The 22,167-nt window shown below is 63.4% G+C and carries 20 protein-coding genes and 1 tRNA gene; 13 read left to right on the top strand and 8 right to left on the bottom strand.

Annotated features, from left to right (window positions below; genetic code table 11):
- Window positions 1-3: 3 nt before the first annotated feature.
- The 4 genes from JVX91_RS27195 to JVX91_RS27180 all read right to left on the bottom strand — a co-directional run bounded on the left by JVX91_RS27195 (window position 4) and on the right by JVX91_RS27180 (window position 5,453).
- Window positions 4-2,853 carry a valine--tRNA ligase gene (locus tag JVX91_RS27195; protein WP_205337131.1) on the bottom strand — a complete coding sequence of 950 codons (2,850 nt, stop codon included), beginning with the start codon at window positions 2,851-2,853 and terminating at the stop codon, window positions 4-6.
- A gap of 255 nt (window positions 2,854-3,108) precedes the next feature.
- On the bottom strand, window positions 3,109-3,480 hold the full coding sequence (locus JVX91_RS27190; RefSeq protein WP_205337130.1) for a DNA polymerase III subunit chi: 372 nt from the start codon (window positions 3,478-3,480) through the stop codon (window positions 3,109-3,111).
- 19 nt (window positions 3,481-3,499) lie between these two features.
- A complete protein-coding gene (locus tag JVX91_RS27185; RefSeq protein ID WP_205337129.1) occupies window positions 3,500-3,928 on the bottom strand; it encodes a DNA polymerase III subunit chi in 429 nt (142 codons plus the stop codon).
- A gap of 34 nt (window positions 3,929-3,962) precedes the next feature.
- The gene (locus JVX91_RS27180; RefSeq protein WP_205337128.1) at window positions 3,963-5,453 is read right to left on the bottom strand and encodes a leucyl aminopeptidase; all 1,491 of its coding nucleotides are present in this window, start codon (window positions 5,451-5,453) and stop codon (window positions 3,963-3,965) included.
- 189 nt (window positions 5,454-5,642) lie between these two features.
- Here JVX91_RS27180 and lptF point away from each other — a divergent pair, with 189 nt between their 5' ends.
- Together lptF and lptG are read left to right on the top strand one after the other, a co-directional pair.
- Window positions 5,643-6,767, top strand: a complete 1,125-nt coding sequence (lptF, locus tag JVX91_RS27175; RefSeq protein ID WP_205337127.1) for an LPS export ABC transporter permease LptF — start codon at window positions 5,643-5,645, stop codon at window positions 6,765-6,767.
- Window positions 6,760-7,827, top strand: a complete 1,068-nt coding sequence (lptG, locus tag JVX91_RS27170) for an LPS export ABC transporter permease LptG (protein WP_205337126.1) — start codon at window positions 6,760-6,762, stop codon at window positions 7,825-7,827. Before lptF ends, lptG begins: the two co-directional genes overlap by 8 nt.
- A gap of 54 nt (window positions 7,828-7,881) precedes the next feature.
- On the opposite strand, the gene JVX91_RS27165 is transcribed toward lptG, so the two are convergent.
- A complete protein-coding gene (locus JVX91_RS27165) occupies window positions 7,882-8,397 on the bottom strand; it encodes an RDD family protein (RefSeq protein WP_205337125.1) in 516 nt (171 codons plus the stop codon).
- 163 nt (window positions 8,398-8,560) lie between these two features.
- On the opposite strand from JVX91_RS27165, the gene JVX91_RS27160 reads away from it, so the two are divergent.
- Entirely contained in the window at window positions 8,561-10,111 is a 1,551-nt protein-coding gene (locus tag JVX91_RS27160) for an EAL domain-containing protein (RefSeq protein ID WP_205337124.1), read from the top strand.
- A 54-nt stretch (window positions 10,112-10,165) separates the two neighbouring features.
- On the opposite strand, the gene JVX91_RS27155 is transcribed toward JVX91_RS27160, so the two are convergent.
- Both JVX91_RS27155 and JVX91_RS27150 read right to left on the bottom strand, forming a co-directional pair.
- Complete coding sequence (locus JVX91_RS27155) at window positions 10,166-11,071, bottom strand: hypothetical protein (protein WP_205337123.1); 906 nt, start codon at window positions 11,069-11,071, stop codon at window positions 10,166-10,168.
- A 194-nt stretch (window positions 11,072-11,265) separates the two neighbouring features.
- Window positions 11,266-11,351, bottom strand: a tRNA-Leu gene (locus JVX91_RS27150).
- A 105-nt stretch (window positions 11,352-11,456) separates the two neighbouring features.
- Between JVX91_RS27150 and queA the strand changes: the two genes are divergently transcribed.
- The 6 genes from queA (at window position 11,457) to JVX91_RS27120 (ending at window position 17,566) form a co-directional block, all read left to right on the top strand.
- Complete coding sequence (queA, locus tag JVX91_RS27145; protein ID WP_205337122.1) at window positions 11,457-12,500, top strand: tRNA preQ1(34) S-adenosylmethionine ribosyltransferase-isomerase QueA; 1,044 nt, start codon at window positions 11,457-11,459, stop codon at window positions 12,498-12,500.
- A 12-nt stretch (window positions 12,501-12,512) separates the two neighbouring features.
- A complete protein-coding gene (gene tgt / locus JVX91_RS27140; RefSeq protein WP_205340114.1) occupies window positions 12,513-13,631 on the top strand; it encodes a tRNA guanosine(34) transglycosylase Tgt in 1,119 nt (372 codons plus the stop codon).
- Window positions 13,632-13,674: 43 nt separating this feature from the next.
- Window positions 13,675-14,016: a preprotein translocase subunit YajC gene (gene yajC, locus JVX91_RS27135; RefSeq protein ID WP_024762947.1), complete on the top strand. Its 342-nt coding sequence runs from the start codon at window positions 13,675-13,677 to the stop codon at window positions 14,014-14,016.
- Between the two features lie 64 nt (window positions 14,017-14,080).
- Entirely contained in the window at window positions 14,081-15,943 is a 1,863-nt protein-coding gene (gene secD, locus JVX91_RS27130; protein WP_205337121.1) for a protein translocase subunit SecD, read from the top strand.
- Between the two features lie 10 nt (window positions 15,944-15,953).
- Window positions 15,954-16,871, top strand: coding sequence for a protein translocase subunit SecF (secF, locus tag JVX91_RS27125; RefSeq protein ID WP_205337120.1), 918 nt, complete (start codon window positions 15,954-15,956; stop codon window positions 16,869-16,871).
- Window positions 16,872-17,029: 158 nt separating this feature from the next.
- On the top strand, window positions 17,030-17,566 hold the full coding sequence (locus JVX91_RS27120; protein WP_037010115.1) for a glycine zipper 2TM domain-containing protein: 537 nt from the start codon (window positions 17,030-17,032) through the stop codon (window positions 17,564-17,566).
- 207 nt (window positions 17,567-17,773) lie between these two features.
- Here the strand turns inward: JVX91_RS27120 and suhB are convergent, their stop codons facing one another.
- Entirely contained in the window at window positions 17,774-18,589 is an 816-nt protein-coding gene (gene suhB / locus JVX91_RS27115; protein ID WP_205337119.1) for an inositol-phosphate phosphatase, read from the bottom strand.
- A 146-nt stretch (window positions 18,590-18,735) separates the two neighbouring features.
- On the opposite strand from suhB, the gene trmJ reads away from it, so the two are divergent.
- From trmJ to JVX91_RS27095, 4 genes are all read left to right on the top strand, one after another.
- Window positions 18,736-19,515, top strand: a complete 780-nt coding sequence (trmJ, locus tag JVX91_RS27110; RefSeq protein ID WP_205337118.1) for a tRNA (cytosine(32)/uridine(32)-2'-O)-methyltransferase TrmJ — start codon at window positions 18,736-18,738, stop codon at window positions 19,513-19,515.
- The gene (gene cysE, locus JVX91_RS27105; protein ID WP_205337117.1) at window positions 19,508-20,287 is read left to right on the top strand and encodes a serine O-acetyltransferase; all 780 of its coding nucleotides are present in this window, start codon (window positions 19,508-19,510) and stop codon (window positions 20,285-20,287) included. The genes trmJ and cysE overlap by 8 nt, the downstream gene beginning before the upstream one ends.
- Window positions 20,288-20,427: 140 nt before the next feature.
- Window positions 20,428-20,922 (top strand): Fe-S cluster assembly transcriptional regulator IscR, encoded by a 495-nt coding sequence (gene iscR / locus JVX91_RS27100; RefSeq protein ID WP_152225360.1) that lies wholly within the window; start codon window positions 20,428-20,430, stop codon window positions 20,920-20,922.
- 28 nt (window positions 20,923-20,950) lie between these two features.
- Window positions 20,951-22,165, top strand: a complete 1,215-nt coding sequence (locus tag JVX91_RS27095; protein ID WP_205337116.1) for an IscS subfamily cysteine desulfurase — start codon at window positions 20,951-20,953, stop codon at window positions 22,163-22,165.
- Window positions 22,166-22,167: the final 2 nt, after the last annotated feature.

Raw genomic sequence — 22,167 nt, 5'->3', positions numbered from 1 at the left:
CACTTACAGGCTGGCGATCTTCTCGCGCTGCTGGATCAGGTTGGTCACCGCCTGCTCGGCTTCAGCCAGCTTGGCGCGTTCCTTCTCGATCACTTCCGGCGGAGCCTTGGCGACGAAGCCTTCGTTGGACAGCTTGCCGCCCACGCGTTTGACTTCGCCTTCCAGGCGCTGGATTTCCTTGTCCAGGCGCGCCATCTCGGCGGCCTTGTCGATCAGGCCGGCCATCGGCACTAGCACCTGCAGGTCGCCGACCAGCGCGGTGGCGGACATCGGTGGTTCTTCGCCTTCGTCCAGCACGCGGATGGTCTCGAGCTTGGCCAGCTTCATCAGCAGCGGCTCGTTGTCGGCCAGGCGACGGTGGTCTTCGGGCGATGCGTTGTTCAGCACCAGGTCGATGCGCTTGGCCATGGAGATGTTCATCTCGCCACGGATCTGGCGGATGCCCAGCATCAGCGCCTTGACCCACTCGATGTCGCCTTCGGCGGCGGCATCGATCTTCGCCTCGTCGGCGATCGGCCAGGGTTGCAGCATCAGAGTCTCACCGGATTTGCCAGCGGCGGTCTTGATGCGCTGCCAGATTTCCTCGGTGATGAATGGCATGAACGGGTGCGCCAGGCGCAGTGCGGTTTCCAGCACGCGCGCCAGGGTGCGACGGGTGCCGCGCTGACGTTCGATGGGGGCGTTCTCGTCCCACAGCACCGGCTTGACCAGTTCCAGGTACCAGGCGCAGTACTCGTCCCAGATGAACTCGTAGAGGGCCTGGGTGGCCAGGTCGAAGCGGAAGGCATCGAGCTGACGGGCGACTTCGATCTCGGTGCGCTGCAGGGCGGAGATGATCCAGCGGTCCACGGAGGACAGCTCGACCGGCTCGCCATTCACGCCGGTGTCCTTGCCATCGGTGTTCTCGATGACGAAGTTGGCAGCGTTCCACAGCTTGTTGCAGAAGTTGCGGTAACCCTCGACGCGGCCCATGTCGAACTTGATGTCGCGACCGGTGGACGCCAGCGAGCAGAAGGTGAAGCGCAGGGCGTCGGTGCCGTAGCTGGCGATACCTTCGGGGAACTCGGCCTTGGTCTGCTTGGCGATCTTCTCGGCAAGCTTGGGCTGCATCATGCCGCTGGTGCGTTTCTCCAGCAGTTCGTCGAGGGTGATGCCGTCGACGATGTCCAGCGGGTCGAGCACGTTGCCCTTGGACTTGGACATCTTCTGGCCCTGGCCATCGCGCACCAGGCCGTGGACGTAGACGGTCTTGAACGGAATCTGCGCGGTGCCATCGCCATTCTTGATCAGGTGCATGGTCAACATGATCATGCGCGCGACCCAGAAGAAGATGATGTCGAAGCCGGTCACCAGGACGTCGGTGGGGTGGAAGGTCTTCAGGTATTCGGTCTGTTCCGGCCAGCCGAGGGTGGAGAAGGTCCACAGGCCCGAGCTGAACCAGGTGTCGAGGACGTCTTCGTCCTGGCGCAGGTTGGCGTCGCCCAGGTTGTGCTTGGCGCGCACTTCGGCTTCGTTGCGGCCGACGTAGACGTTGCCGGCGTCGTCGTACCAGGCGGGGATGCGGTGGCCCCACCACAGCTGACGGCTGATGCACCAGTCCTGGATATCGCGCATCCAGCTGAAGTACATATTTTCGTACTGCTTGGGCACGAACTGGATGCGGCCGTCTTCCACGGCGGCGATGGCGGGTTCGGCCAGCGGCTTGGTGGAGACGTACCACTGGTCGGTCAGCCACGGTTCGATGACTGTGCCGGAGCGGTCGCCCTTGGGCACTTTCAGCGCGTGGTCGTCGATCTTCTCGAGCAGGCCGGCGGCTTCGAAGTCGGCGACGATCTGCTTGCGTGCGACGAAGCGGTCGAGGCCGGCATAGGCGGCGGGCAGGCTGGCGTCGAACTCGGTGTTGACGCTGCCGTCGAGCTGGAACACCTGGGCGGTACCGAGCACGGCGGCGTTCTTGTCGAAGATGTTGATCAGCGGCAGGTTGTGGCGCTTGCCGACTTCATAGTCGTTGAAGTCGTGGGCCGGGGTGATCTTCACGCAGCCGGTGCCGAACTCGCGGTCGACGTAGTCGTCGGCGATGATCGGGATGCGGCGGCCCACCAGCGGCAGGTCGATGAAGGTGCCGATCAGGGCGGCGTAACGCTCGTCTTCCGGGTGCACGGCGACCGCGCTGTCACCCAGCATGGTTTCCGGACGGGTGGTGGCGACGATCAGGTGGTCCTTGCCGTCGGCGGTCTTGTTGCCATCGGCCAGCGGGTAGCGCAGGTGCCAGAGGTGGCCCTTCTCGTCGTGGTTCTCCACTTCCAGATCGGAAATGGCGGTGTGGAACTTGGTGTCCCAGTTGACCAGGCGCTTGCCGCGGTAGATCAGGCCGTCGTCGTGCAGGCGCACGAAGGCTTCCTTGACCGCTTCGGAGAGGCCGTCGTCCATGGTGAAGCGCTCGCGCGACCAGTCCACGGAAGAGCCCAGGCGACGAATCTGGCGGGTGATGGTGCCGCCGGACTGGTCCTTCCATTCCCAGACCTTCTCCAGGAACTTCTCGCGGCCCAGGTCATGACGGGCGATGCCTTGGGCGGCCAGCTGGCGTTCCACCACCATCTGGGTGGCGATGCCGGCGTGGTCGGTGCCCGGCTGCCACAGGGTGTTGCGGCCCTGCATGCGGCGGTAGCGGATCAGCGCGTCCATGATGGCGTTGTTGAAGCCGTGACCCATGTGCAGGCTGCCGGTGACGTTCGGCGGCGGGATCATGATGGTGTACGGCTCGCCGGAACCTTGCGGGGCGAAGTAGTTCTCTTTCTCCCACAGGGGATACCAGTGGGATTCAATGGCGTGGGGCTGGTAGGTCTTGTCCATGAGTGCGGCGGGACCCTGATAAGGCTAGACGGAAAACCGCTGAGTATAACGGGAGGCGGGGCGCTCAGGCCACCGGCGCGGATGGCCGTGTGCCCAAAGGGGAGTTGTAGGAGCGAGGCGGCCGTAGGGCATACAACCGTTCGCGGTTGTACGCCGGCACGTTTCAACTGGCCCGTCGCCAAGGTCGAGCGCAGCCTGCCCTGGGATCAAGGCCAATCGGCGTATAACGCGGAGCGTTATACGCCCTACGTTGGGTTAGGGCTTGCGCTGGGCCAGCAGGCGCTGCATCCGCGCTTCCAGGCGGCGCTGCAGTTCGGCTTCGATCTGCGGCGCGAAGTCGTCGATGACATCCTGCAGGATCAGTTGAGCGGCGGCGCGCAGCTCCAGGTCCAGGCGATTCAGCTCGCTAGCCTGGGGCAAGGGGTTCGGCTCGACCGGTTGGATGGCAGGCGGCGCCGGGGCCTGGGGCGCAGGCGTGACGACGTCGGACAGCAGCGGAATGTTGTCCGGCTCGAAGGATTCGGTGAGCAGAGGCGGCTCGACGCCGGACTCGTCCAGCAGGTCCTGGATCTTCTTCAGGTCTTCCAGCAGGTGGTCGGGGTCGTGCGGGGGCTTACGGCTGTCCATGGTCTTAGTTGAAGCGTTCTCAAGGGCGCGGCAGGCGATGGTCCTGCAAAGGATAGCCTTGCTCGCGGTATCGGCGGAAATTCTCCCGCGCGGCCTGACGAATCGCCGGCTCCTCGATTACCAGCTCGGCGACGCGGTTGAAGCGGTCGACGAAGGTGGGAATGGCGAGGGTCAGGTTGATCAGCAGGTCCTTGTGACTCTCCGGCGGCTCGCCCAGGGCGAGCACGATCGGCGAGTCGGCGTCTTCTTCCACCGCGTTGTGTGGGATGAAGGTTTCACCGCGGAAGTTCCACAGCCGGGCATCCAGCGCCTCGCGCTGGGCCTCGTCGCTGCACAGCACGAAGATGCGCATGCCTTGCCGCCAGGCCTTTTCGGCCAGGCGGCAGGCGATGGTCAGGCGTGCGTCGGGATCGGCGCTGGGAATGACGTAGAAATCCACACGCGTCATGCGTTCGATCCCATCGGCAGATTGCACTGTGCCATTACTTGGCGCGGTCCAGCAGATACTGGGTCAGCAGCGGAACCGGGCGGCCCGTGGCGCCCTTGTCCTTGCCACCACTGATCCAGGCGGTGCCGGCGATGTCCAGGTGCGCCCAGTGGAACTTCTTGGCGAAGCGCGACAGGAAGCAGCCGGCGGTAATGGTGCCGGCCTTCGGCCCGCCGATGTTGGCGATGTCGGCGAAGGGGCTGTCCAACTGCTCCTGGTACTCGTCGAACAGCGGCAGTTGCCAGGCGCGGTCGTCGGCGACTTCGCCGGCCTTGAGCAGTTGCTTGATCAACGCGTCGTTGTTGCCCATCAGGCCCGAGGTGTTGGAGCCCAGGGCGACGATGCAGGCGCCGGTGAGGGTGGCAATGTCCACCACGGACTGCGGCTTGAAGCGCTCGACGTAGGTCAGTGCGTCGCACAGCACCAGGCGGCCTTCGGCGTCGGTGTTTAGGATTTCGACGGTCTGGCCGCTCATGGTGGTGACGATGTCGCCAGGACGGGTGGCGCCGCCGCTGGGCATGTTCTCGGCGCAGGCCATCACGCCCACCAGGTTGATCGGCAGCTGCAGCTCCAGCACGGCGCGGAAGGTGCCGAACACGCTGGCGGCGCCGCACATGTCGAACTTCATCTCGTCCATGCCCAGGCCAGGCTTCAGGCTGATGCCGCCGGTGTCGAAGGTGATGCCCTTGCCGACCAGGACGTGCGGGGCTTCGTCCTTCTTCTTCGCGCCGTTGTACTGCAGCACGATCAGGCGCGGCGGCTGGTCGCTGCCCTGGGCGACGGCGAGGAAGGAGCCCATGCCCAGTTCGCGCAGTTTCTTCTCGTCGAGGACTTCGACTTTCAGCCCCTTGTATTCCTTGCCCAGCGCCTTGGCCTGTTCGCCCAGGAAGGTCGGGTGGCAGAGGTTCGGCGGCAGGTTGCCCAGGTCGCGGGTCAGGGCCATGCCATTGGCGATGGCCTGGGCTTCCTTGGCGCCTTGTTCGACGGCGGCGGCGTCAGCCTTGTCGGCCAGCAGGGTGATCTTTTTCAGCTTCGGTGCTTCGGCCTTCTGGCTCTTGAAGCGGTCGAAGACGTAGGTGCCGTCGGCCAGGGTTTCTACCTGCAGGCGGGCCTTGCCGTGGGCGTTGCGGCCTTTTACCGCCAGATCGCCGAGGGCCAGGACGGCGTCGGCGCCGCCCAGGTTCTTCAAATTGCCGAGAACGGCGGAAACCAGTTTGCGGTAGGCGCGGTCGGAGAGTTCGCGCTCTTTGCCGGCGCCGACCAGCAGCACGCGCTCGGCCTTAAGGTTGGGTAAATCTTGCAGGAGTAGAGTCTGACCCACCTTGCCTGCCAGGTCGCCACGCTTGAGCAGGGCGCTGACGGCACCGCCGGTCGCCTCGTCCACCGCCTTGGCAGTGGCGCCGAGCTTGCGGCCTTCGCCCACGGCGATGACCAGGGTGGCGGTCTTCAGGGTTTCCGGACGTACGCTTTTTACAAGGAATTCCATGGCTGAGTGTCCCCGGGACAAAGAGCAGAATGGTCTGCGAATGAAGGTGGACTGCGCAGTGACAGGCCCGGCGAATCGCAGGATAATGCCGGCTATTTGCGCTGGGTCGCGTCTACGCGGGCCGGCAATGCTTCACGGCGGCTAGTTTGAGCGTAGCCGCCTGAGCGTGACAACCCTGGAGTGTCCGGTTTGATTGTCTTCCGTTACCTGTCCCGTGAAGTGCTGATCACCATGAGCGCGGTGAGCGCCGTGCTGCTGGTGATCATCATGAGCGGCCGCTTCATCAAATACCTGGCACAGGCGGCCCAGGGCCTGCTCGATCCGGGTTCGCTGTTCATGATCATGGGGGTGCGCCTGCCGGGCTTCCTCCAGCTGATCCTGCCGCTGGGCCTGTTCCTCGGCATCCTGCTGGCCTATGGCCGCCTGTATCTCGACAGCGAGATGACCGTGCTCACCGCCACCGGCATGAGCCAGCAGCGTCTGCTGGCCTATACCCTGGCGCCGGCCTTCTTCATCGCGCTGCTGGTGGCCTGGCTGAGCTTCTGGCTCGCGCCCCAGGGCATCACCCAGATGCAGCTGCTGCTGAACAAGCAGGACGCGATGACCGAATTCGACACCCTGGCGCCCGGGCGCTTCCAGTCGATGCGCGACGGCACGCGGGTAACCTACACCGAGACATTGGCCAACGAGCGAACCGAGCTCGGCGGTGTGTTCATTTCCGACAAGAACCGCCCGCACAACGGCAAGGACGGCGATACGTCGGTGCTGGTCGGCACCACTGGCGTGCAGGAAATCCATCCCGACGGCAGCCGCTACCTGATCCTCAAGAACGGCTACCGCTATGACGGCACGCCGGGCCAGGCGGACTACCGGGAAATCAAGTACGACACCTACGGCGTGCTGCTGCCCAAGCCGGAAGTAAGCAGCGAAATCGACGACCGGGACGCCATTCCCACCTCCGAGCTGCTGGGCAGCGACGATCCGAAACTGCAGTCCGAGCTGCAATGGCGCTTCTCGATCCCGCTGCTGGTGTTCGTGGTGACGTTCCTGGCCGTGCCGCTGGCGCGCGTCAACCCGCGCCAGGGCCGCTTCCTCAAGCTGCTGCCGGCGGTGCTGCTGTACATGGCCTACCTGGCGCTGCTGATCGCCGGGCGCGGCATGCTCGACAAGGGCAAGATCCCCATGGCACTGGGCCTGTGGTGGATTCATGGAATCTTCCTGGCCATCGGCCTGCTGTTGTTGTACTGGGAACCGCTGCGGCTGAAGCTGGCCGCGAAGCGGGCGAATTCGGGCCGGGAGCCGAAGCATGCGTAAGCTGGATCGTTACATCGGCATCACCGTTTTCGTTGCCATCCTGGCCGTGCTCGGCGTCATCCTCGGACTGGCCGAGCTGTTCGCCTTCGTCGACCAACTGGGCCAGATCAGCGACACCTACACGCTCACCGAAGCGCTCAAGTTCGTGCTGCTCACCGCGCCGAGCCGCGGCTACGACATGCTGCCGATGGCCGCGCTGATCGGCTGCCTGGTTGGCCTCGGCACCCTGGCCAGCAACAGCGAGCTGACCATCATGCGTGCCGCCGGGGTTTCCCTGCAGCGCATCGTCTGGGCGGTCATGAAGCCGATGCTGGTGCTGATGTTCGTCGGCATCCTGATCGGCGAGTACGTGGTGCCCTACACCGAGACCGCGGCCCAGAGCGGTCGCGCCCTGGCCCAGAGCGGCAACGGTGCGCAAAGCTCCAAGTCCGGCCTGTGGCACCGCCAGGGGCGCGAATTCATCCACATCAACGTGGTGCGTCCGGATGGCGTGTTGCTGGGCGTGACCCGTTACGACTTCGACGAGACCCGCCGCCTGCAGACTGCCAGCTTCGCTCGCCAGGCAGTGTTCCAGGACAATCAGTGGACGCTGCAGGACGTGACCACCACGATCCTTCATGCCGAGGAAAAACGCAGCGAAGTGCTGAAAAAGGCTAACGAAGCCTGGAACATCCAGCTCAGCCCGCAGTTGCTCAACACCGTGGTGATGGAGCCGGAAGCGCTGTCGATCACCGGCCTGTGGAGTTACATCCACTATCTCCAGGACCAGGGCCTGAACTCCAATCGCTACTGGCTGGCGTTCTGGACCAAGATTCTCCAGCCGATGGTGACTGCCGCGCTGGTGCTGATGGCGATCTCCTTCATCTTCGGCCCGCTGCGCAGCGTGACCTTGGGACAGCGGGTGTTCACCGGCGTGCTGGTGGGCTTCACCTTCCGCATCGCCCAGGACCTGCTCGGCCCTTCCAGCCAGGTCTTCAACTTCCCGCCGTTGCTGGCGGTGCTGGTGCCCGCGGCGATCTGCGCCTTCCTCGGTGCACTGCTGTTGCGAAGGGCGGGATAATCCGCGCGCGCAAAAGAAAAGCCGGCAATCGCCGGCTTTTTTCTGCCTGGGATTTCAGCCCCGGCCTTGTGCGGCCTTGCGCACCGCCTTGGGAATCTGCACCACGACGCTTTCGGAATAGCGGTCCTGCCAGGTGCGCTTGTCCTTGTCCCAGAGCATCCAGAGGAAGCCCAGCCCCAGGCAGGCCCATGAGCCGATGGCGATGACGAAGCGCAGCAACGCCTGCATCAGGCTGATGCGCGTGCCGTTGGCGTTCTGCACGCGAACGCCCCAGACCTGCATTCCCAGCGTCTGGCCGCTGTGGGTCCAGAACTTGGCGAAGAAGGCAAAAAGGCTGATGAACAGTAGGCTCGACAGCAGCGGGTCGCCGGTGAGCGCGCCCTGGTCGGCCAGCAGCTTGAGCTTCTCGCTGCCGTAGATCAGGCGCAGGAAGCCTTGCTGGTAGATCAGCGTCACCACCATCAGCAGCGCCACGCAGAGCAGGAAGTCATAGAACATCGCGGCGAAACGACGAATGAGCGTGGCGGGCGGGAAATCTCCCGCGGGCTGGAGCTGCGGCGGCTTGGGCATGGCGTCTTCTGTGGCGATCAGGAGGATTCGGGTCGGATTATACGGATTCCGCACCGGGGAGGCGTTCCCCGGCGGACGCTGTTCTAAGCTGAAAGGGCGCTGCTGCCCAAGGGGGAGTGGCAATGCGTCGCAGGTCGCGATGCCCGCCGAGCAAGGATCAAGGATGCCTCTACGCAGCTACACCCGGCGCAGACTGCTGCCCCGGCTGGTGTTCTCCGTGTCCATGGCACTGCTGCCCCTGGTGCTGGGCAGCGCCATCATCTACTGGCAGACGTTGCGCAGTCTCTCCGTGGAGGCGCGTACCGCGTCCAACGAGGCGGTGCGCCTGTTCGACGTGATGCTCGGCAATGCCACCAGCGCCGCCCGCGTGGCGCTGCTGCATGCCGAGGAACCTTGCGACGACGCCACGCTGGTGTTGCGTGAGCAGGTCGCCGTGGTGCCGTTCGTGCGTTCGGTCAACCTGACGCGAGACAACGTCATTTATTGCACATCGCTGTTCGGAGAATTCGACGAGCACCTAGACCCGGGGCTCTATGTCGATGGCCAACTGCGCATGATGGCTGGCAACGCCGTGACGCCCGACTTCGCGCTGCTGGTGCTGCGGCGCCCCGAAGGCAGCCATGCGGCGTTGGCGACCGTGGACGGCCGCTACCTGAGCAATACGCTGCAGTTGGTGGACCAGCGAAGTGACCTGCAACTGCAGGTCGGCCGGCAATGGATGGACGAGGAAGGCGCCGTGCACGATGGCCAGCCGGCGCCCCTGCCACTGGGGCATATCGTGCAGCGCTCGAAGAGATTCCCCTACTCGGTGATTGGCGGATTCCCCGCGGGGGCGCAGTGGCGGCACATCCGCGAGGATTCCCTGCCTCTGGTGGTGCTGATGTTCATGCTGGGTGGCATCTCCGGCCTCGTTTGCTTCTGGCTCTGGGGGCGCTCGGCTACGCCGAGCCTGGAGCTGGAGCGTGCGCTGCTCGCCGGGGAATTCGTCCCTTACCTGCAGCCGCTGGTGGATGCGCGAGATGGCCGCTGGATAGGTGCCGAGGTGCTGATGCGCTGGATGCACCCGCGCGAAGGCATGGTCGGGCCTGATCTGTTCATCCCCATGGCCGAACGCTCTGGCCTGATCGTGCCCATGACCCGCGATCTCATGCACCAGGTCGCAGACGGCCTGGCGCCTCACGGGCCATTGCTGGGGGAGGGCTTCCACCTTGGCTTCAACATCAGCGCTCGGCACTTCGCCGAGCCGGGCCTGCTCGACGATTGCCGTGATTTCCAGGCTCGCTTCCTGCCCTGTCGTCCGGGCCTGACCCTGGAGTTGACCGAGCGCGAACTGATCGCGTCCAGCGAGGCGACGGACGAGTTGTTCGACCAACTCCATGCGCACGGCATATTCCTGTCCATCGACGACTTCGGTACGGGTAACTCCAGCCTTGCCTATTTGCACCGATTCAAGGTGGATGCGTTGAAGATCGATCGAAGTTTCGTCGCGATGATCGGCGTGGACGCATTGTCCTCGCACATCCTGGACAGCATCGTCGAGCTATGCGGCAAGCTGAATCTGCGGATTGTGGCGGAGGGCGTGGAAACCGAGGAGCAATGGCGCTATCTCGCGCAACGCGAGGTGGACGTGCTGCAGGGCTACCTGTTCGGCAAGCCGATGTCGCTGCCCGATTTCATCGAAGCGCTGAAAGCCAGGAATGAAACAAACCGCTGATGGCGAGGTCGTTCAAGTGTCTGGCGGTAGCCAGCGCGGCAGTCCTGCGTGGGTTCAGATCTTGCTGAAGTCGTAGGCGTCGAATGCGAGCGCCTTGCTCTCGTCGAGAATCGCAGAGCGAATGTCATCCAGACTCTTGAAGTTATCGATGGCCGCCCGGTAGCTGGTGAAGGATAGGGCCAGCGCCTTTGTCTTCTCGGTGGGGGCGAAGACGTAGCCTATGGTCGCCCTTACCGAGCTGCTGGCAACCGGGGTACGGGTCTCCGTTTTCTGGCCCTCTTCATCGACATGTTCCTTTTTGATCGCCCACGCTGGCAGGCCGATTAGGCGGTACCCCGCTTCGTGCAGGCCAATCAGCTCCCGGCCAAGCATCCGCAGGCGCGGCCCCTTGGGTTTGGGCGAGGAATCCCACAACAGGCCTTCGTCGATGCTCGCCAGGGCCAGGTGAAAGCGCTTGAAGGAGTGGACTCCGCCGATCAGCCAGGCGTCATTGATCAGTGGCCACCAAAAACCGTCGTTCAGAACGCTGCCATTGCGGAAATGGCGGGTGACGTTGGCGATGTATGCAGGCGGCTTGTCGGTCTGGGTTTCGGTAATGATCCCGGACGCGATCATGTTCTTGCGGATGGTCGCGGTAATCTGCTCGGGGCCGATGACCTGATTGCCATCGCCGTGCAGCGTGCCTCTCTCCAGAGTCGTCACGCTGCCTGACGTGGTGCCGAAGTTATTCATGATTTCGACGTGGGAGCGTAGCTTCAGATCACCCAGCAAGAGCTCGTCAAGGGTACTGGCTTTGGTGTTCGAGTAGACCCGCCAGGCGGCGGCTGACTCGTTGGTAATCTGCTCATCCTGCGTCTTGCCGCGGAATTTGTACCAGATGGGTTTCATCGTCGAGCAGATCACTGACCAGTGAGGCGTGAGCTCGTTCTTGATGTCCATATCGCTGGCGTACGCTGCCATTTCAACCTCCAGTCCGTGAGGATCGAGGGCCGTACGATACGGCCATTGGAGGAGCGTAGACCAGTGTTTGCAGAGTGCTTGTGCAGTGGCAAGGCGCGGCTCAATGGTGAAGCCTAAGGCTCCGCCGATAGCACCATAGTTGTGCCGCCAAAAACAAAAAAATCCCGTAAGAGCAATGTCTTACGAGATTGATTTGGTGCCCCGGGAGAGACTCGAACTCTCACTCTGTCGCCAGAAACGGATTTTGAATCCGCCGCGTCTACCATTCCGCCACCGAGGCAATGGGCGCGCAGTATAGGGAGGCGCTCTGCGCCGGTCAATCGGCTCGAATGGTCAGAATTTGGCATTTCCATTAAGATATGCGCCCCTTCGAGATAGCTCCCCCATGCGCGTCGCTGACTTTCATTTCGACCTGCCCGAGGCGCTGATCGCCCGCCATCCGCTCCCTGAACGCCGCGGCAGCCGCCTGCTGGTGCTGGACGGTCCGAGCGGCGAGCTCAGCCATCGGCAATTCGCTGACATTCTCGGCTTCCTCAAGCCGGGTGACCTGATGGTGTTCAACAACACCCGGGTAATTCCTGCCCGCCTGTTTGGCCAGAAGGCCTCCGGCGGAAAACTCGAGATTCTCGTGGAGCGCGTGCTGGACAGCCACCGCGTGCTGGCCCACGTGCGCTCCAGCAAATCGCCTAAGCCGGGTTCGAAGATTCTCATCGATGGCGGTGGCGAGGCCGAGATGCTGCAGCGCCACGACGCGCTGTTCGAGCTGGGCTTCAGTGAGGACGTGCTGCCGCTGCTGGAGCGCGTCGGGCATATGCCGCTGCCGCCCTACATCGATCGTCCGGATGAGGACTCGGACCGCGAGCGCTACCAGACCGTCTACGCCGAGCGCGCCGGCGCCGTGGCCGCGCCTACCGCCGGGCTGCACTTCGACGAGGCGCTGCTGGAGTCGATCCGTGAGAAGGGCGTGGAAACCGCCTTCGTCACGCTGCACGTCGGTGCCGGTACCTTCCAGCCGGTGCGGGTCGAGCGCATCGAAGATCACCACATGCACAACGAATGGCTGGAAGTCAGCCAGGATGTGGTCGATGCCGTGGCGGCCTGCAAGGCGCGTGGCGGCCGGGTTGTCGCGGTCGGCACCACCAGCGTGCGCTCGCTGGAGAGCGCGGCCCGCGATGGCGTACTCAAGCCGTTCAGTGGCGATACCGACATTTTCATCTTCCCGGGCCGGCCGTTCCATGTGGTCGACGCCCTGGTGACCAATTTCCACCTGCCCGAATCCACCCTGCTGATGCTGGTCTCCGCCTTTGCCGGCTACCCGGAGACGATGGCCGCCTATGCGGCAGCGGTGGAGCAGGGTTATCGCTTCTTCAGTTACGGCGATGCCATGTTCATCACCCGTAATCCCGCGCCGCGCGGCCCCGAGGACTGATCCATGAGTTTCATGAAATTCGAACTGCTGGCCACCGAAGGCAAGGCCCGTCGCGGCCGCCTGACCTTCCCCCGTGGCGTGGTGGAAACCCCGGCGTTCATGCCGGTGGGCACGTACGGCACCGTGAAGGGCATGCTCCCGCACGACATCGAGGGCATCGGCGCGCAGATCATCCTGGGCAACACCTTCCACCTGTGGCTGCGCCCGGGGACCGAGGTGATCCAGAAGCACGGCGACCTGCATGACTTCATGCAGTGGAAGGGCCCGATCCTCACCGATTCCGGCGGCTTCCAGGTGTTCAGCCTGGGCGCGCTGCGCAAGATCAAGGAAGAGGGCGTGTACTTCGCCTCGCCGGTGGATGGCGCCAAGGTCTTCATGGGGCCGGAAGAGTCGATGGCCGTCCAGCGCGCGCTGGGCTCGGACATCGTGATGATCTTCGACGAGTGCACCCCGTACCCGGCCGAGTTCGACGTGGCCAAGCGCTCCATGGAGCTGTCGCTGCGCTGGGCCAAGCGCTCCAAGGTCGCCCATGGCGACAGCCCGTCGGCGCTGTTCGGCATCGTCCAGGGCGGGATGCACGAAGAGCTGCGCATGCGCTCGCTCGAAGGTCTGCAGGAGATCGGCTTCGATGGCCTGGCCATTGGCGGTCTGTCGGTAGGCGAGCCCAAGGAAGAGATGATCCGTGTACTGGACTTCCTGCCCAAGCACATGCCCGCGGACAAACCTCGTTACCTGATGGGTGTGGGCAAACCCGAGGACCTCGTGGAAGGTGTGCGCCGGGGCGTCGACATGTTCGACTGCGTCATGCCGACCCGCAATGCGCGCAACGGTCACCTTTTCATTGACACCGGGGTGATCAAGATTCGCAACGCGGTTCACAAGCATGACGAATCGCCACTGGACCCAACCTGCGATTGCTACACCTGCAAACACTTCTCCCGCGCCTACCTCTACCACCTGGACAAGTGCGGCGAAATGCTCGGCAGCATGCTCAATACCATCCACAACTTGCGGCATTATCAGCGGCTTATGGCTGGTTTGCGCGAGGCAATCCAACAGGGTACATTGGCGAACTTTGTCGACGCCTTCTACGCCAAGCGCGGCCTTCCCGTGCCGCCGCTGGCGGACTGACCTTTCCCAGAATCTTCGAAAAGCTTTGTGACAGGAGTTTCCAATGAGCTTTCTAATTCCCGCTGCCTACGCTGACGCCGCAGCTCCCGCCGCTGCTGCTGGTCCTGCCGGCACCGGTTTCGAGTGGATTTTCCTGGTCGGTTTCCTGGTCATCTTCTATCTGATGATCTGGCGTCCCCAGGCCAAGCGCTCCAAGGAGCACAAGAATCTGCTGTCCGGCCTGCAGAAGGGCGATGAAGTCGTCACTTCCGCCGGTATCGCCGGCAAGGTGACCAAGGTCGCTGACGATTTCGTCGTGGTCGAGGTTTCCGACAACGTCGAGCTGAAGTTCCAGAAGGCCGCTATCGCCGCCACGCTGCCGAAAGGCACCCTGAAGGCAATCTGATCCAACTACCAGAAAACCAATCGACGGGGCGCAAGATGCGCCCCGCGTCATAACGGGCGGTGTCATGCTCAACAAGTATCCCCTGTGGAAGTATCTGCTGATCCTGGCGGTCCTGGCCGTCGGTTTCATCTACTCCGCACCCAACCTTTATCCTGACGATCCGGCGGTACAGATCAGTGGCGCGAGCACCGCGCTGCAGATTTCCCAGGCCGATCTGGACAAGGCCAGCAAGGCGCTGACCGATGCGGGCATCACCGTCAAGGCGGGCTCCCTCGGCAAGAACAGCGGCCTGATCCGCCTGGTCAAGCAGGAAGACCAGTTGCCGGCCAAGGACATCGTCCGCCGCGCACTGGGTGACGACTACGTAGTCGCCCTGAACCTGGCGCAGACCACCCCGAACTGGCTGCGCAGCATTGCCGCCCACCCGATGAAACTGGGTCTCGACCTGTCCGGTGGTGTGCACTTCCTGCTGGAAGTGGACATGGACAAGGCCGTCGATGCGCGCATGAAGGTCTACGAAAGCGAGATCAAGAGTGCGCTGCGCAAAGAGCGCGTGCGCTACCGCAGCCTGCCGGTTCAGGACGGCGGCATCCAGCTGGGCTTCACCGAAGAGGCCGACCTGGGCAAGGCCAAGTCGATCATCGCCAAGGATTACCGCGATTTCGAAGTCACCCAGACCGAGCGCAACGGCATGCAGGTGCTGCGCCTGGGTATGACCGCCACCAAGCTGGCTGAAATCCGCGAATACTCGATCAAGCAGAACCTCACCACCGTTCGCAACCGCGTGAACGAGCTGGGCGTTTCCGAGCCGCTGGTACAGCGCCAGGGCGCCAACCGTATCGTGGTCGAGCTGCCGGGCGTGCAGGACACTGCCGAAGCCAAGCGTATCCTCGGCAAGACCGCCAACCTGGAATTCCGCCTGGCCGCCGAGCCGGACGCGATCAAGTCCTCCACCGAAACCCTCGAATTCCGTGAGCCGCGCCGTCCGCCGGCAGCCCTGGAGCGTGGTGTGATCATCACCGGTGACCAGGTCACCGATGCCAGCGCCAGCTTCGACGAGAACGGCCGCCCGCAGGTGAACATCCGTCTGGATGGTCACGGCGGTGAACTGATGAACCGCGCTACCCGCAACAACGTCGGCCGCAGCATGGCCGTGGTGTTCATCGAGCAGAAGCCGGTCACCCGCTACACCAAGCAGGTCGTCGACGGTGTCGAGCAGGAAGTCGCCGTTCCGTCGTTCAAGGAAGAGAAGCAGATCATCAGCCTGGCGACCATCCAGTCGCCGCTGGGCAACCAGTTCCGTATCACCGGCCTGGACGCTCCGGGCGAGTCCTCGGAGCTGGCCCTGCTGCTGCGCGCCGGTGGTCTGGCCGCACCGATGTACTTCGCCGAAGAGCGCACCATCGGCCCGAGCCTGGGTGCGGACAACATTGCCAAGGGCATCGACGCGTCCCTGTGGGGCATGGTCTTCGTTTCCCTGTTCATCATCGTCATCTATCGCTTCTTTGGCGTGATCGCCACCGTCGCCCTGGCCTTCAACATGGTCATGCTGGTGGCGTTGATGTCGATCCTCGGTGCGACCCTGACCCTGCCGGGTATCGCGGGTATCGTGCTGACCATGGGTATGGCGGTGGACGCCAACGTGCTGATCTTCTCGCGGATACGAGAGGAGCTGGCATCAGGCATGTCCGTTCAGCGTGCGATCCACGAAGGCTTCAACCGTGCGTTCACCGCGATCATCGACGCCAACCTGACCTCGCTGCTGGTCGGCGGCATTCTCTACGCCATGGGCACCGGCCCGGTGAAGGGCTTCGCCGTAACCATGTCCCTCGGCATTCTTACCTCGATGTTCACCGCCATCATGGTCACCCGCGCAATGGTCAACCTGATCTACGGCGGCCGCGACTTCAAGAAGCTGTGGATCTAAGGGGCCAGAGATGAATATCAAGATCGGTACTATCAACTTCATGGGCGTGCGAAACATTGCTTTCGCCGCCACCCTGATCCTGACCCTGATCGCCCTCGGCAGCTGGTTCGTCAAGGGCATCAACTTCGGCCTCGACTTCACCGGCGGTACGTCGATCAAGCTGGCCTACGAGCAGCCTGCCGACCTCGCCAAGGTGCGTGAGCAACTGGTTGCCGCCGGCTACAACGAAGCCGTGGTGCAGAGCTTCGGTGATACCCGCGACGTGCTGGTACGCATGCCCAGCGAAGACCCGGAACTGGGCAAGAAGGTCGCCGCGGCGCTGCAGAAGGCCGATGCGAACAATCCGGCGAAGGTGAACGGCGTCGAGTACGTCGGCCCGCAGGTGGGTGAAGAGCTTCGCGACCAGGGCGGCCTCGGCATGCTCCTGGCGCTGGGCGGCATCCTGCTGTACGTCGGCTTCCGCTTCCAGTGGAAGTTCGCCCTGGGGGCCATCCTCTCGCTGATCCACGACGCCATCATCGTGATGGGCGTGCTGTCGTTCTTCCAGATCACCTTCGACCTGACCGTGCTGGCCGCGGTGCTGGCGGTGGTGGGCTATTCGCTCAACGACACCATCGTGATCTTCGACCGGGTGCGCGAGAACTTCCGCGTACTGCGCAAGGCGAGCCTGATCGACAACATCAACATCTCGACCAGCCAGACCCTGCTGCGGACCATCGCCACGTCGGTGTCGACGCTGCTGGCCATCGCCGCGCTGCTGTTCTTTGGTGGTGACAACCTGTTCGGCTTCTCCATCGCGCTGTTCGTCGGTGTGATGGCGGGTACCTACTCGTCGATCTACATCGCCAACGTGGTGCTGATCTGGCTGAATCTGTCCACCGAGGACCTGATCCCGCCGCCGAGCAAGGAAGTCGACGAACGCCCGTAATAGAGCGTTTCCGGCCTTTCGACAAAACTCCCGCCTCGGCGGGAGTTTTTGTTTGTGCGACGTATCGCTCAACATTCTGGGAACTTTCTTACGAAATCCGCCTTCCAAGGCAGGGTAAAGGGCAGAGCCCGAATGAGAAGAAAGACCAGGAGATTCGTATGAACAAGTCGTTGCTAATCGGTACCGTGCTGGGCGCTGTTGGCGTGACTGCCGGTGGCGCCGTGGCTACCTACAGTCTGGTGGACCGTGCGCCGCAATACGCCGAGGTGCTCGCCGTTCAGCCGGTCAAGGAAACCATCAAGAATCCGCGCCAGGTCTGCAAGGACGTGGCGGTGACCCACCAGCGTCCGGTCAAAGACCAGCATCAGATCGCCGGTACCGCGATCGGCGCCATTGCCGGCGGCCTGCTGGGCAACCAGATCGGCGGCGGCAACGGCAAGAAGATCGCCACCGTGGCCGGCGCCATTGGCGGCGGTTATGCCGGTAACAAGGTGCAGGAAGGCATGCAGGAGCGTGATACCTACACCACCACCGAAACCCGCTGCAGCACTGTCAACGACACCAGCGAGAAGGTGGTCGGCTATGACGTGAAGTACCTGCTCGATGGCAAGGCTGGCCAGGTTCGTATGGATCGCGATCCGGGCTCGCAGATTCCGGTCGACAAGAGCGGCCGTCTGGTCCTGGGTCAGCAATAAGCAGTCGCCAGGTGTGAACGAAAAAGGCGCCCATGGGGCGCCTTTTTCTTTTTGGGCTTTCGTAGGAGGGAGCTTGCTCGCGAACCGCCCAGTATCGTCGCTCTGGAGCGAAAAGCTTCGCGAGCAGGCTCGCCCCTGCAAGGAGAGCGTTCCCGCAGGCACAAAAAAAGCCCGGCATCGCCGGGCTTTTTCTGTCGAGGCTCAGGCTCAGCGCTTGAGCGACGGCGGCAGGTGCGGCTGGATGCTGGTCAGCAGCGCCTTGAAGCACTTGGTGTTGCCGGCAACGATCTGGCCTTTCTCGAGGAATTCGTGACCGCCGGTGAAGTCGCTCACCAGGCCGCCCGCTTCTTGGATCAACAGGGCGCCCGCAGCCATGTCCCACTCGGACAGACCGAACTCCCAGAAGGCGTCGTAGCGACCGGCGGCGACATAGGCCAGGTCGAGGCTGGCGGCGCCGGCGCGGCGGATGCCGGCGGTCTGGCCGACCAGGCTGCGGAACATGCCCAGGTAGGCGTCCAGGTTGTCCATCTGGCTGTCGCGGAACGGGAAGCCGGTGCCCAGAAGCGCGCCTTCCAGGCTCTTGCGGTTGCTGACGCGCAGGCGGCGACCGTTCAGTGCGGCACCACGGCCACGGCTGGCGGTGAACTCTTCCTGGCGGACCGGATCGAGGACCACGGCGTGCTCGAGGCGGCCGCGGTACTTACAGGCGATGCTGACGGCGTAGTGCGGAACGCCGTGGATGAAGTTGGTGGTGCCGTCCAGCGGATCGATGATCCACAGGTAGTCGGCGCCTTCGCCGCTGCCTTCCAGGTAACCGCCTTCCTCACCCATGATCCCGTGGTTCGGGTAGGCCTTGCGCAGGGCGGTGACGATGGAGAGTTCGGCAGCGCGATCGACTTCGGTGACGTAGTCCTTGGCTTCTTTTTCGTTGACCGAGAGGGTGTCCAGGCGTTCGATGGAGCGGAAGATCAGTTCACCGGCGCTGCGGGCGGCGCGCAGGGCGATATTCAGCATAGGCTGCATGGAGAGGTCACCTGGGTCGTTAAAGAAAGCCGAACATTCTAGCAGAAAGCCGGGGCGTTCATAGAGCGACCTGTCGGCTGCGTGGCGCAAGACCCACTGCTGCGGTAGGATTCCCTCCCTTTTTCGCTTTTGTGTGGAGTCGCGCGTTGCTCGACAAAATTCGCGTGGTGCTGGTCAACACCAGCCATCCCGGCAATATCGGCGGTACGGCCCGTGCGATGAAGAACATGGGCCTTACGCGCCTGGTCCTGGTCGATCCGATGGATTTCCCCAGCGGTGAGGCCCGCGCCCGTGCATCCGGCGCCGATGACATTCTCGACGCGGCCGTGGTCGTTCCGACCCTGGAAGATGCCCTGGCCGGTTGCAGCCTGGTGCTCGGCACCAGCGCGCGCGATCGCCGCATCCCCTGGCCGCTGCTCGATCCCCGCGAGTGCGCCACCACCAGCCTGGAGCATGTCCAGCAGGGTGGTGAGGTCGCGCTGGTCTTCGGTCGCGAGTACGCCGGCCTGACCAACGAGGAGCTGCAGCGATGTCAGTTCCACGTGCACATCCCGGCCAATCCCGAGTTCAGCTCGCTGAACCTGGCGACGGCGGTGCAGGTGCTGGTCTATGAGGTGCGCATGGCCTGGTTGGCCGTTCAGGGGCAGCCGACCAAACAGGAGAAGGTGGAGTCGACCGCGGTGCTCAACAGTATTCCGGTGACGTCGGATGAGCTGGAGCGCTTCTACGCACACCTGGAATCGACTCTCGTCGATATCGGTTTCCTCGATCCGCAGAAGCCGCGCCACCTGATGTCACGCCTGCGCCGCCTGTATGGCCGCAGCGCTGTCAGCAAGCTGGAGATGAATATCCTGCGGGGTATTCTCACCGAGACACAGAAAGCTGCCCGCGGGGAGCTTTCCAAGCGGAGTGATGAAGATGTTTGAGCGTGTACGCGAGGATATCCAGAGCGTATTCCATCGTGACCCGGCGGCGCGCAACGCCTTCGAGGTGCTCACCTGCTACCCGGGCCTGCACGCTGTCTGGCTGCATCGCCTGGCCCATGGTCTGTGGACGTCCGGCTGGAAGTGGCTGGCACGCATGGTGTCGAACTTCGGTCGCTGGATGACCGGGATCGAGATCCATCCGGGCGCGAAGATCGGTCGCCGCTTTTTCATCGATCACGGCCTGGGCATCGTCATTGGTGAAACCGCCGAGATCGGCGACGACGTGACCATCTACCAGGGCGTGACCCTGGGCGGCACCAGCTGGAACAAGGGCAAGCGTCATCCGACCCTGGCCGATGGCGTGGTGGTAGGGGCGGGCGCCAAGGTGCTCGGTCCGTTCACCGTCGGCGCTGGCGCCAAGGTTGGCTCCAATGCGGTGGTCACCAAAGAAGTACCGCCGGGTGCCACCGTTGTGGGTATCCCGGGTCGCATCATCGTCAAGGATGACGCGGATCAGGCGGCCAAGCGCCAGGCCATGGCAGAAAAGCTCGGGTTCGATGCCTACGGTGTCGGCCAGGACATGCCCGACCCGGTGGCGCGTGCCATCGGTCAACTGCTCGACCACCTGCAGGCGGTCGACGGTCGTCTGGAGGGGATGTGCAAGGCTCTGACAGCCCTTGGTAGCGACTATTGTGCGAAAGATCTTCCGATTCTGCGGGAAGAGGACTTCGCTGGAGTGAAGGACCAGGAGAGCAGCAAGTCGGCGCAATGATGCGCCGACCCTTGCATTGCTGCTAGAATACGTCGCCGCTCGCTGGCTAAATCCGACTAAAGTAATAGGTCTTATAGTTGACTTAAATAGTCGGAAAAGAGCATACTCCCGCCATACCAGCGATTCTTCCGGATTTCCCCATGCGATTGACCACCAAAGGCCGCTATGCCGTCACCGCCATGCTCGATCTGGCGTTGCACGCCCAGCGTGGCCCGGTTTCTCTCGCCGATATCTCCGAGCGCCAGGGTATCTCTCTGTCCTACCTGGAACAGCTGTTCGCCAAGTTGCGCCGTGGCAACCTGGTGGTCAGCGTGCGCGGTCCCGGCGGCGGCTACCAGCTGTCCCGTGACATGACCGGCATCCACGTCGCCCAGGTGATCGATGCGGTCAACGAGTCGGTGGACGCCACTCGCTGCCAGGGCCAGGGTGACTGCCACTCCGGCGATACCTGCCTGACCCACCACCTGTGGTGCGACCTCAGCCAGCAGATTCATGAGTTCCTCAGCGGTATCAGCCTGGCCGACCTGGTCGAGCGCCGCGAAGTTCAAGAGGTGGCCCAGCGCCAGGACGAGCGTCGCTGCTCGGGCAGCAAGACGCCGCGCCTCGACAAGATTGAAGCGTCCGCCATCGATTGAGCGAACGCCCGCCTGTAGGAGTTACCTGATGAAATTGCCGATTTACCTCGACTACTCCGCCACCACCCCGGTGGATCCGCGTGTCGCTCAGAAAATGGCCGACTGCCTGCTGGTTGACGGCAATTTCGGCAACCCGGCCTCGCGCTCCCACGTCTTCGGCTGGAAGGCCGAGGAAGCGGCTGAGAATGCCCGTCGCCAGGTCGCCGAGCTGGTCAATGCCGATCCCCGCGAGATCGTCTGGACGTCCGGTGCCACCGAGTCCGACAACCTTGCCGTCAAAGGTGTCGCGCACTTCTACGCGACCAAGGGCAAGCACATCATCACCTCGAAGATCGAGCACAAGGCGGTCCTGGATACCTGCCGCCAGCTGGAGCGCGAAGGCTTCGAGGTCACCTACCTGGAGCCGACCCCCGAGGGCATCATCACCCCGGCGATGGTCGAGTCCGCCCTGCGTGACGACACCATCCTGGTCTCGGTCATGCACGTGAACAACGAAGTCGGCAGCATCAACGACATCGCCGCCATCGGCGAGCTGACCCGCTCGCGCGGCATCCTGCTGCACGTCGACGCCGCTCAATCCGCCGGCAAGGTGGACATCGACCTCGAGAAACTCAAGGTCGACCTGATGTCCTTCTCCGCCCACAAGGTCTACGGCCCCAAAGGCATGGGCGCACTGTATGTGCGCCGCAAGCCACGTGTTCGTCTGGAAGCCCAGATGCACGGCGGCGGCCACGAGCGTGGCATGCGTTCGGGCACCCTGGCGACACACCAGATCGTCGGCATGGGCGAAGCCTTCCGCATTGCCAAGGAAGAAATGCACCAGGAAATGGCCCGCATCGAAGGCCTGCGCAAGCGCTTCTTCGATCAGGTGCAGGACCTGGAAGAGCTGTACCTCAATGGCAGCCCGGTTTCCTACGCGCCGAACATCCTCAACGTCAGCTTCAACTATGTCGAAGGCGAGTCGCTGATGATGTCGCTCAAGGATCTGGCCGTGTCGTCCGGCTCCGCCTGCACCTCGGCCTCGCTGGAGCCGTCCTACGTGCTCCGCGCGCTGGGTCGCAACGACGAACTGGCGCACAGCTCCATCCGTTTCAGCTTCGGCCGCTTCACCACCGAAGAAGAGGTCGATTACGCCGCCAAGAAGGTGGTGGAAGCCGTTTCCAAGCTGCGTGAACTCTCGCCGCTGTGGGATATGTTCAAAGAGGGTGTCGACCTGTCCAAGGTCGAATGGCAGGCCCACTGACC

The organism is Pseudomonas sp. PDNC002, from assembly GCF_016919445.1.
Taxonomy (GTDB): Bacteria; Pseudomonadota; Gammaproteobacteria; order Pseudomonadales; family Pseudomonadaceae; genus Pseudomonas.
The sequence above is the reverse complement of the archived record's forward strand: the minus strand, read 5'-3'. Positions and strand labels throughout refer to the sequence as shown.